Origin of the sequence: Mycobacterium sp. (genome assembly GCF_035697385.1) — a bacterium.
GTDB lineage: Bacteria > Actinomycetota > Actinomycetes > Mycobacteriales > Mycobacteriaceae > Mycobacterium.
In genome coordinates this window covers 1-10,256 of record NZ_DASSCY010000236.1, presented here as the reverse complement: position 1 = coordinate 10,256, position 10,256 = coordinate 1, and the positions used below count along the sequence as shown (strand labels likewise).

At 65.2% G+C, this 10,256-nt stretch carries 11 protein-coding genes and 1 pseudogene; 6 read left to right on the top strand and 6 right to left on the bottom strand.

The window, feature by feature from the left end; genetic code table 11:
* The 4 genes and pseudogenes from VFH65_RS19950 to VFH65_RS19935 all read right to left on the bottom strand — a co-directional run.
* Positions 1 to 254 (bottom strand): annotated as a pseudogene (locus VFH65_RS19950) (LLM class flavin-dependent oxidoreductase); the annotation flags it as partial.
* A gap of 10 nt (positions 255 to 264) precedes the next feature.
* Complete coding sequence (locus VFH65_RS19945) at positions 265 to 1,119, bottom strand: ABC transporter permease (RefSeq protein ID WP_353323776.1); 855 nt, start codon at positions 1,117 to 1,119, stop codon at positions 265 to 267.
* Positions 1,112 to 1,942 (bottom strand): ABC transporter ATP-binding protein, encoded by an 831-nt coding sequence (locus VFH65_RS19940; protein ID WP_353323775.1) that lies wholly within the window; start codon positions 1,940 to 1,942, stop codon positions 1,112 to 1,114. Before VFH65_RS19940 ends, VFH65_RS19945 begins: the two co-directional genes overlap by 8 nt.
* Positions 1,939 to 3,021 carry an ABC transporter substrate-binding protein gene (locus VFH65_RS19935; RefSeq protein WP_353323774.1) on the bottom strand — a complete coding sequence of 361 codons (1,083 nt, stop codon included), beginning with the start codon at positions 3,019 to 3,021 and terminating at the stop codon, positions 1,939 to 1,941. The genes VFH65_RS19940 and VFH65_RS19935 overlap by 4 nt, the downstream gene beginning before the upstream one ends.
* A gap of 189 nt (positions 3,022 to 3,210) precedes the next feature.
* On the opposite strand from VFH65_RS19935, the gene VFH65_RS19930 reads away from it, so the two are divergent.
* A complete protein-coding gene (locus VFH65_RS19930; protein WP_353323773.1) occupies positions 3,211 to 4,797 on the top strand; it encodes an FAD-binding protein in 1,587 nt (528 codons plus the stop codon).
* Positions 4,794 to 5,135, top strand: coding sequence for a ferredoxin family protein (locus tag VFH65_RS19925; RefSeq protein ID WP_353323772.1), 342 nt, complete (start codon positions 4,794 to 4,796; stop codon positions 5,133 to 5,135). The genes VFH65_RS19930 and VFH65_RS19925 overlap by 4 nt, the downstream gene beginning before the upstream one ends.
* On the opposite strand, the gene VFH65_RS19920 is transcribed toward VFH65_RS19925, so the two are convergent.
* Entirely contained in the window at positions 5,036 to 5,281 is a 246-nt protein-coding gene (locus tag VFH65_RS19920) for a hypothetical protein (RefSeq protein ID WP_353323771.1), read from the bottom strand. The genes VFH65_RS19925 and VFH65_RS19920 overlap by 100 nt on opposite strands.
* Positions 5,282 to 5,624: 343 nt before the next feature.
* Here VFH65_RS19920 and VFH65_RS19915 point away from each other — a divergent pair, with 343 nt between their 5' ends.
* Positions 5,625 to 5,837, top strand: a complete 213-nt coding sequence (locus tag VFH65_RS19915; RefSeq protein ID WP_353323777.1) for a hypothetical protein — start codon at positions 5,625 to 5,627, stop codon at positions 5,835 to 5,837.
* 44 nt (positions 5,838 to 5,881) lie between these two features.
* Here the strand turns inward: VFH65_RS19915 and VFH65_RS19910 are convergent, their stop codons facing one another.
* Positions 5,882 to 6,307, bottom strand: coding sequence for a PaaI family thioesterase (locus VFH65_RS19910; protein WP_353323770.1), 426 nt, complete (start codon positions 6,305 to 6,307; stop codon positions 5,882 to 5,884).
* 217 nt (positions 6,308 to 6,524) lie between these two features.
* On the opposite strand from VFH65_RS19910, the gene cysD reads away from it, so the two are divergent.
* From cysD to VFH65_RS19895, 3 genes are read left to right on the top strand one after another with little or no spacing between them, the layout of a single operon-like run.
* Positions 6,525 to 7,451, top strand: a complete 927-nt coding sequence (cysD, locus tag VFH65_RS19905; protein WP_353323769.1) for a sulfate adenylyltransferase subunit CysD — start codon at positions 6,525 to 6,527, stop codon at positions 7,449 to 7,451.
* Positions 7,451 to 9,295 (top strand): sulfate adenylyltransferase subunit CysN, encoded by a 1,845-nt coding sequence (gene cysN, locus VFH65_RS19900; RefSeq protein WP_353323768.1) that lies wholly within the window; start codon positions 7,451 to 7,453, stop codon positions 9,293 to 9,295. Before cysD ends, cysN begins: the two co-directional genes overlap by 1 nt.
* Complete coding sequence (locus VFH65_RS19895) at positions 9,292 to 10,023, top strand: 3'(2'),5'-bisphosphate nucleotidase CysQ (protein WP_353323767.1); 732 nt, start codon at positions 9,292 to 9,294, stop codon at positions 10,021 to 10,023. The genes cysN and VFH65_RS19895 overlap by 4 nt, the downstream gene beginning before the upstream one ends.
* The last annotated feature ends 233 nt before the right edge of the window (positions 10,024 to 10,256 follow it).

Genomic DNA, 10,256 nt, shown 5'->3' with positions numbered 1-10,256 from the left:
GTCGCGGTCGCCATCGCCGTCAGCAGCGTGATCGGCTCGAAGATGCTCTGAGTGTTGTGCTTGATGCGTGGCCCCACCGCGAGCCCGTCGGCGAAGAACACCGAATCCAGCTTGCCGCGTTCGGCGATTCGCGCAAGATTCTGGAAGTGTTTGACGTCGCGGATGTTCCGCGCGTCCGTGCGCGGATGACGCCACGCGGCCTCGTGGTGGCCGACTCCCATGAGGAACGCGTTGAGATGAAGTTGCCGTGACATCTGCACCTGTCTAGTTCGTTGTGCGCCAGCGCGACAGTCGGCGCTCGATGGATTCGAGGATGGCGTTGAAGATGAGGCCGACGAGTGCGATTGCGACGATCCCCGCGTACATGTTGGGAATCTGGAAGTTCAACTGCGCGGCGGTGATCATGTAGCCGAGTCCGGCCTTGCTGCCGACCATTTCGGCGGCGATCAGCACCAGGATGGACGATGCGGCGGCCATCCTCAGCCCGGTGAAGATGGACGGCACGGCTGCGGGCAGGATCACCTTCTGGAACAGCCGCAGCGGGGGAAGGCCAAGCGATTGCGCCGACTTGATCAGCAGCGGATCGACGGTGCGCACCCCGGTGATGGTGTTCAGCAGGATCGGGAAGCTCGACGCGTAAATGACCAGCGCGACCTTGGACGTCTCGCCGATCCCCAGGATGAGGATGAACACCGGAAGCAACGCCAACGCCGCGGTGTTGCGGAACAGCTCGAGAATCGGGTTGAGGAACTCGGCGACGGGTCGATACCAGGCAATCGCGATACCGAGCGGAATCGTGGCGACGACGGCGATCGCAAAGCCGCTGAGCGCCCGCGTGAGGCTGGCCGAAACATGTTCCCACAGTTGACCGTTGCCGATCAGAGTGACGAAGGTGTCGGCAACATCGGTGAACGGTGGCAGGAAGACCCTGTCGACCAATCCGAGGCGCGGCGCGACCTCCCACACCGCGAGGAACGCGATGATCGCGACCGCCGGCTTGAGGATCCGCCAGGCTACTGCGCGAACTCGCCGGCTGATGACCGGAGGTGGCGGCTGCGCCTCGAAGGCCGTGGATACGGTATCGACGAGCGGGGGCGCTGCGATGATGGCGCTAGACATGGTGAACCTCCTCGCTGGTGGCGACGTCGGCGAGTTCTTGTGAGCGAGCCCGCTCCACCTCGTCGTGCAGCAGCGACCAGATGTGGTGACGCTGAGCGCGGAAGCCCGCGTCGGACCGGATGTCCTGTGCGCTTCGGTCGATCTCGACGTCGACGATCTTTTTGATCCGACCCGGCCGCGAGGTGAGCACCGCGACGCGCTGGCCGAGGTAGATGGCCTCGTCGATACCGTGGGTGATGAACAGGATGGTCTTGCCGGTCGCCTTCCAGATCCGCAGCAGCTCGTCTTGCAGCGACTCCCTGGTCTGCGCGTCCAGCGCAGCGAACGGCTCGTCCATCAGCAGCACCTCGGGATCGAAGGCGAGGCTGCGGGCAATGGCGACACGCTGTTTCATGCCGCCGGACAGCTCGTTCGGAAACCGGTCGGCGAAGCTCTGCAGACCGACCAGCTCCAGGTACTGCTCTGCCCGTTCACGGCGCACCGCGGCAGGCAGGCCCTTGGCCTCCAGGCCGAACTCGATGTTCTTGCGCGCAGTCCGCCAGGGCAGCAAGGCGTATTGCTGGAAGACGATCCCGCGGTCAAGGCCGGGGCCGGTGATGGGTTTGCCGTCCAACAGGATTCGGCCCGACGACGGTGTACTCAGCCCGCCGAGCAGGTCCAGCAGCGTCGACTTACCGCAGCCGCTTGGACCGACCAAGACCAGGAATTCGCCCGCGGCAAGGTCGATGCTGATGTCTTCGATCGCGGTGAAGCTCGATTTCTGCCCCCGGATGGGGAAACGCTTGGTCACGTTCTCCAGCTGGAGCTTGGGCGTGGCGCTCATTTGCTCGCCAGCAGTTGTCCGTCGGGCCCGCTGCCTTCGGGGTAGGTGCCGTTGGCGTAGGGGTTGAACTCGTTGGTGTACAAGTCTTTCGCGTTCAGCTCGCCGTCCTTGAGTTCACCGGCGCGTACCAACCAGTCGATCCAGGTCTGCAGCTCGCGCTCGGCGATGACGCCACCCGCCACGGGGATACCGGGGCTGCGCCAGTATTCGATGGTCTTGGTGTCCTCGTTGCGGCCGCGCTTGTTGATGATGTCGCTGAACCGGGCCACGACCTCATCACGCGGCGTCACCTGCGACCACCGAATGGCGCGCGCCGTGCCCTGCACGAAGTCCTTTACCGCTTCCGGATTCTTGGCGATGAAATCGTCACGCATCACATAGGTTCCGTAGCTGAACGCACCGAACAGCGACTTGTCGGTGAACAGCGGCCGGATGCCGCCCCGTTCGAGCGCGCTCTCTCGATGGATGCTCTGCAGTGACGCGACGTCGATCTGGCCGGCACGCAGCGCCTGTTCGGTGTTCACCGGAGGAACGACAGTCAGAGCGACGGTCTTGATCTCCTCGGGTGACAACCCTTGCTGGGCAAGCCACTCCCGCACGATGAACTCGTGGTGAGCACCCAGCGTGTTCATGCCGACTTTCTTGCCGATCAGGTCGCGGGCGGATTTGATCGGGCTGTTCTCCAGCACGTAGTAGCCGGTGTATTCGCCTTCATCGGCGCCGTACGAACTGATCACGGAAGTGATCGGCGCACCGGCGGCATTGAGCTTGACCACCGCCCCGTTGAACGCGGAACCGAACTCGATGTCGCCTGTCGCCGTCGACTGGATGTCCTGCGGGCCGCTGGTGGTGTCGCCTACCCAGTCCAGCTTGACCTTCTCGAAGTAGCCGAGGTCTTCGGCTAGCTCTGGCGGGTAAACCTCGCCGCTCCAGCCCTGATACCGCAGCACCGTCTTGCCGTCGGCCGATTGGGCCGCTCCGTCGGAGGAGCCACAAGCCGTCAGGGACAACGCAATCGTGATGGCGGCGGCGAGCGCCGACCTTCGAAGTGCACGTGGCGATTTCAGTTGTCGCGCCATGAGTTGGGCCCCTTGCGATATGTCTCGTTGGTATCGGCCATCGTGGCAGCGAATCGGCGTCCGCTGAACCTTTAACATCGCTGGGAGTCGAACTGGGCCGCATTAAAGTACCGGCGAGCCAAACCCTCGCCCGCGATGACGTCGTGCGCCACGCTGAGTGAGATTCGTTGCCGTAGTGAGGGGTTGGTTTTGACCGAGACACTCGACCTGACAGCTGACGTGCTCGTGGTCGGTGGCGGTCCCGCCGCCACCTGGGCGGCGTTGACGGCCGCGCGGGAAGGTGCCGATGTGGTGTTGGCGGACAAGGGGTACTGCGGCACCAGCGGCGCGACGGCGTCGGCAGGCACGGGTGTCTGGTACGTCGCTCCGGACCCGGTGCAGCGGGAGGCCGCGATCGCGAGCCGCGAGAAGCTCGGCGGCTACCTCGCCGATCGGCGCTGGGCGGTACGGGTGCTCGACGAGACCTACGATCGGCTGAACGAGCTCGCGGTGACGGCGCGCTTCCCGTTTCCCGTCGGTCCCGATGGGAAACAGTTGCGAAACGGTTTGCAGGGCCCGGAGTACATGCGCCGCATGCGGATACTCGTGCGCCGCGCGGGTGTTCGGATACTCGACCACAGTCCCGTTACGGAACTGCTTGTCGACGCCGCGGGCGCCGTCGCCGGCGCGGTGGGATACCGGCGGCAGGAGCAGATCCAATACCGGGTCAAGGCCGGTGCCGTCGTGCTCGCTACGGGCGGCTGCGCGTTTCAGTCGAAGGCGCTCGGCTGCGATGTGAACACAGGCGACGGTGCACTGTTCGCGGTCGAGGCAGGTGCGGAGCTGTCCGGCATGGAGTTCTCCAATGCCTACGGCATCGCGCCGGAGGGCACGTCGGTCACCAAGACTGCGTTCTACCACTTCGCCACGTTCTATCGCGCCGATGGCAGCGTGCTCGAGGGTGCCAGTGGCCAGCAACGGTCGCCGATCGCGCGGGAGTTACTGCGCGGCAAGGTGTTCTGCCGGCTCGACCGTGCCGATGCCGAGGCGCAGACGGCGATGCGCCGGGCTCAGCCGAATTTCTTCCTGACCTTCGACCGCATGGGAGTGAATCCCTTCACCGAGAAGTTCCCCGTCACGCTGTTGGCCGAAGGGACGGTGCGCGGCACGGGCGGTATTCGCATCGCCGGCGATGACTGCTCGACGACCGTGGTCGGCCTGTATGCGGCCGGAGACGCCGCCACCCGCGAATTGATCTGCGGCGGATTCACCGGTGGGGGCAGTCACAATGCCGCATGGGCGATCTCGTCGGGCACGTGGGCCGGTCGCGGCGCGGCGCGTCACGCCCAGTCGATCGGCTCCGGGGCGTCCGGCCGTCGAGTGTCGGCGATCGGCGACGCGGGCGCCCGGCCCACGCGCACCGGCTCGTTCGACGATCACCGCGCCGTGGTGGCCGCGGTGCAGCGAGAGGTTCTTCCGTACGACAAGAACTATCTGCGTCGTGGCGACATCCTCGCGGCGTCTCTCGTTGCGCTGGATGGTATTTGGACCGACGTGCGGCAGTCCCTCCGAGGCGAGGGCGAGGAGTTGGTGCGCAGCAGGCAGGCGGCGGCGATGACCGCCCATGCGCGGTGGATGTATCACACCGCGCTTGCTCGTAACGAGACGCGGGGGATGGCGAAGCGGCTCGACTTTCCGGATCAGGATCCCGCCCAGCAATACCGGTTGACCACAGGCGGGCTCGACGACATCTGGGTGCGGCCCGAACACCCGGTCCTGGCCGGAGTCGCGTCGTGATCGAGCTGGTGTCCGCCGAGCGGTGCATCGGCTGCGACAAATGCGTTGAGGTGTGCCCCACGAACGTGTTCGACCGCGGCGTTGACGGCGTCCCGGTGATCAGTCGGCACGACGACTGCCAGACGTGCTTTCAGTGCGAGGCGAACTGTCCTGCCGACGCGTTGTTCGTCTCTCCGTTCACCGCTCCGCAATTGCCGCTCGACGAGCGGACGCTCGTGGGGTGCGGGCTGCTCGGCAGCTACCGGGAGCGGATCGGATGGGGCAAGGGACGCACGCCGGGGTCGAAGTTCGCGATCGGCCCGTCACTGGAACCGGCCGGCCGGCCACTCACCAGCTGAAGGTCAACCGACCTTGTAGGTGGCGATCGCCTTCGCCAGGGCTTCGTGATGACGTCGACATCGCAGTTGACGAGGGTCTTGCCCCGCCGCAAGACGCGGCCGATCGCTATCAGGTCGGTCGCGCGGGCCGGTGCCAGAAACTGCATCGACGTCGACGTGGTACACCCCGCAGCGAGTCGGGGACGTTGGCGCCCGCCCAGGCGGCTGCCCGGCACACAGTAAGCCGGCTCTCTGCAGCAGGGGCGAGTTCTAGCAAACAGAACGTAGGGAAACACCTGATTCCTCTTTGCCGATTCGGGCGCAGACTCGGCGATGTAGGCGGACCCGTCTCGGGGGCGGGCCACCTCACCGTCAAGAGGAATATCGGGATATCAAACGATCCGAATCCTTGTCGTGGCAGGAACAGCCATCGCGGTGGCTCGAGCGACAAGTGCAGCAACTCTTGACGTGAACGAGAGGGCAGGGATCGGTATGTTGAAACGATTGCTGATGATCACAGGCGTCGCGGCCTCGATCAGCGTTGGCAGCTATCTAGGTATGGGTGCCGCGTCGGCCCAGCCTGTGTGTGGAGTGCCCGGGACCCCGCCGTGTGCGCCAATGCTCACTCCCGAGCAGCAGTGCGCGCTGATCGCGTGGCGGACCTGGACGCCGTGCAACTGGGTCGGTCTGGAGGTTCCGGTCGGTACACCGGGCAGCGCCTGACGCTCCATATTTCGTCGCCGAGCGCGGCTTTGACGCGTCTACGTCTAGCCGACCTTGTAGGTGGCGATCGCCTTCGCCACGGCCTCGCCGTCGGGCGTGACGATGTCGACATCGCAGTTGACGAGTGTCTTGCCGCGCCGCATCACCCGGCCGATCGCTATCAGGTCGGTCGCGCGGGCCGGCGCCAGAAACTGCATCGACATCGACGTTGTCACGCCGCGCAGCGAGTCGGGGACATCGGCGCCCGCCCAGGCGGCCGCCATCACCGCGACGTCGGCCAGCGCGGCGATCGCGCCGCCGTGCACCATGTCGCCGATCGTCACGTTCGACGGATCCCACGGCAGCCGCAGTCGCACCTCGTCGGCCTCGAGGACGTCCGCGACGATGCCGAGCTTGGCGACGAACGGCGACTGCGGGATGAATTGCGCAATGACCTCTGCGCCGGTTTGAGGCTGCGTGGAAGTTGACATGCCTCCAGTATCTGGAGCAGATCAATTACCTCCGGGGTAAGCGCGAGCTGGGCCCACGCGCTAGCTGGGGAACACAGAATCGCATCAATATGCCGCCCAGCGTGCGATTCTGCGTCTGCTCGCGGTAGGAAGCCCGTTGACAGGGCAGGCCTGAGCTGGTTTCATATCGGGTTATGACGATAAATCTGGTCATTTCTACCAGCTTTACGAGGATGCCATGACTGCGGCCACCGAACTCAACCAGGCCGGCCGCTACGAGCTGAGTCATCTGCGGTCGCTGGAGGCCGAGGCCATCCACATCATTCGCGAGGTCGCCGCGGAGTTCGAGCGGCCCGTGCTGCTGTTCTCCGGCGGCAAGGACTCGATCGTCATGCTCCATCTCGCGCTCAAGGCGTTCAAGCCCGGTAAGTTGCCGTTTCCCGTGATGCACGTCGACACCGGGCACAACTTCGACGAGGTGCTGCAGACCCGCGACGAGCTGGTAGAAGAGGCAGGCGTCCGGCTGATCGTCGCCAAGGTGCAGGACGACATCGACGCGGGGCGCGTGGTCGAGACGATCCCGTCGCGCAACCCCCTGCAGACCGTCACGCTGCTGCGTGCCATCCGCGAGAACAAGTTCGACGCCGCATTCGGCGGTGCGCGCCGCGACGAGGAGAAGGCGCGGGCCAAGGAGCGGGTGTTCTCCTTCCGCGACGAGTTCGGCCAGTGGGACCCCAAAGCGCAGCGCCCCGAGCTGTGGAACCTGTACAACGGCCGCCACCACAAGGGTGAGCACATCCGCGTGTTCCCGCTGTCGAACTGGACCGAGTTCGACATCTGGTCCTACATCGGCGCCGAGAAGATCAAGCTGCCGTCGATCTACTACGCGCATCAGCGCCAGGTGTTTCTGCGCGACGGGATGCTGCTCGCCGTGCACAAGTACCTGCAGCCGCGCAAGGACGAAGAGGTCGTCGAAAAGACCGTGCGGTTCCGCACCGTCGGCGACGTCACCTGCACCGGTTGCGTCGAGTCGCTGGCCGGCACGGTGTCCGAGGTGATCGCCGAGACCGCGGTGTCGCGACTGACCGAACGCGGCGCAACCCGCGCAGACGACCGGATCTCCGAAGCCGGAATGGAAGACCGCAAGCGAGAGGGCTATTTCTGATGACCACCCTGCTGCGTCTGGCCACCGCCGGATCCGTCGATGACGGCAAGTCCACGCTCATCGGGCGACTGCTCTTCGACTCCAAGGCCGTCATGGAAGACCAATTGGCCTCCGTCGAGCGCACCTCCAAGGAACGTGGACACGACTACACCGACCTGGCTCTGGTCACCGACGGGCTACGCGCCGAGCGTGAACAGGGCATCACTATCGATGTCGCGTACCGCTACTTCGCAACGCCCAAGCGCAAATTCATCATCGCCGACACGCCGGGTCACATTCAGTACACCCGCAACATGGTCACTGGTACCTCGACGGCCCAGCTGGCGATCGTGCTGGTCGACGCGCGCCACGGGCTGCTCGAACAGTCACGCAGGCACGCGTTCCTGGCGTCGCTGCTCGGCATCCGGCACATCGTGCTTGCCGTCAACAAGATGGACCTGATCGGCTGGGACAAAGAGCAGTTCGAGAAGATCCGCGACGACTTCCACGAATTCGCCGCTCGGCTCGACTTCCACGACGTGACGACCATCCCGTTGTCAGCGCTCAAGGGCGACAATGTGGTAACCAAATCGGAGAACACCCCCTGGTACGACGGGCCTTCGCTGCTGTCGCACCTCGAAGAGGTGTACATCGCGGGCGACCGCAACCTCGTCGATGTCCGGTTCCCCGTTCAGTACGTGATCCGCCCGCAGTCGCTCGACCATCACGACCACCGCAGCTACGCCGGGACCGTGGCCAGCGGCGTCATGCGGCCGGGCGACGAGGTCGTCGTGCTCCCCAGCGGGTTGACAAGCCGCATCACCGAGATCGAGGGCCCGAGCGGGCCTGTCCAGGAAGCATTTCCGCCGATGGCGGTGGCGATCAGCCTGACCGACGACATCGATATTTCGCGCGGCGACACGATCGCCCGGCCTAACAATCAGCCACGGGTGGCACAGGAATTCGACGCCACGGTGTGCTGGATGGCCGACGAGTCATCACTGGAGCCGGGCCGCGAATACCTGGTCAAACACACGACACGCACCACGCGGGTGAAGGTCACTGCACTGGACTACCGGCTCGACGTCAACACGCTTCACCGCGACAAGACCGCTACCGCGCTCAAACTCAATGAACTGGGCCGTATCTCGCTGCGCACCCAGGTGCCGCTGCTGCTCGACGAATACAGCCGCAACGCGGCCACGGGTTCGTTCATCCTGATCGACCCGAACACCAACGGCACTGTCGCGGCCGGCATGATCCTGCCGTACGTCACCGCTCGCACGTCGAGCCCCAATACGGTGCGCCACGAGTCGCTGTGCAAGGCGGAGGACCGGCTTTCGAAGGGCCGGACGGTGTGGTTCACCGGGCTGTCCGGATCGGGAAAGTCGTCAGTGGCGATGCTCGTCGAGCAGAAGCTCATCGAAAAGGGCATTCCCGCTTATGTTCTCGACGGTGACAACCTGCGTCACGGCCTGAACGCGGACCTCGGGTTCTCCATGGACGATCGCGCCGAGAACCAGCGCAGGCTGGCCCACGTCGCGGCCATTCTCGCTGACTCCGGCCAGGTGGTGCTGGTGCCCGCGATCAGCCCGTTGGAAGAACATCGTGCATTGGCGCGGAGGGTGACCACCGACGCCGGACTCGACTTCTTCGAGGTGTTCTGCGATACGCCGCTGGACGACTGCGAACGACGTGATCCGAAGGGGTTGTACGCCAAGGCGCGCGCCGGTGAGATCACCCATTTCACCGGCATCGACAGCCCGTACCAGCGGCCGAAGAATCCCGACATACGGCTGACGCCGGACCGCTCGACCGAGGAACTCGCCGATTTGGTCATCGAGCTGCTGGAAGGCCGCCAGTGACCGACCACGGCCTGACCGCCCGGCTGGCCACGGCGGCGGGCAAGCTGCTGCTCGACGTTCGCGCCGAGCTGGCCGACGCCAGCGAGGCCGAACGGAAAGCCGCAGGCGACAAGCGGTCTCATGACTTCCTGATGGAAGCGCTTGCCGCAGAACGACCTGCGGATGCCGTGCTGTCGGAGGAGGGCGCTGACAACCCCATCCGGCTGACTGCGGACCGGGTGTGGATCGTCGACCCGCTCGACGGCACCCGCGAGTTCTCCGAGCTGGGTCGCGAAGACTGGGCGGTGCACGTCGCGCTCTGGCAATCGGGTGAACTGATCGCCGGCGCTGTCGCCCTTCCTGCGCAAGGCATTACGCTCTCCACTCCCGCGGTCACACCGCCTCCAGCCACCCCGGATACGCCGCGCATCGTGGTGTCGCGCACGCGTCCACCGGCCATCGCGCTGGCCGTGCGCGACGCGTTGAACGGCACGCTTGTCGAAATGGGTTCGGCCGGAGCCAAAGTCGCGTCTGTCGTGCAGGGTCTGTCCGATATCTACGTGCACGCCGGCGGTCAGTACGAGTGGGATTCCGCGGCGCCCGTCGCGGTCGCTCGCGCGGCCGGGCTTCACACTTCACGCATCGACGGGTCACCACTCATCTACAACCAGCCGGACCCGCTGCTACCGGATCTGGTGGTCTGCCGCCCCGAGTTCGCCGAGGCGGTGCTCGCCGTCACCGGCGGTTAGTCGCCGCGTCGAGCCTGTAGTTACCGAGGCCTCCACTCGCAAAACGTCTCGCCAACAACAGGCTCACGGCCATTCGCCAACCGCACGAGGGCGCGTGTACGCTCCCATTCGATGCAGATGAAAACGATTGTCAATAGGCTTGCGGCCGACTGGCTGGCATTCGTATCGGAAGATATTGACGGAATGCCCATCGGGACAGTCGAACTCAGCGTGCCGCTGGTTGGCGGGGTTAT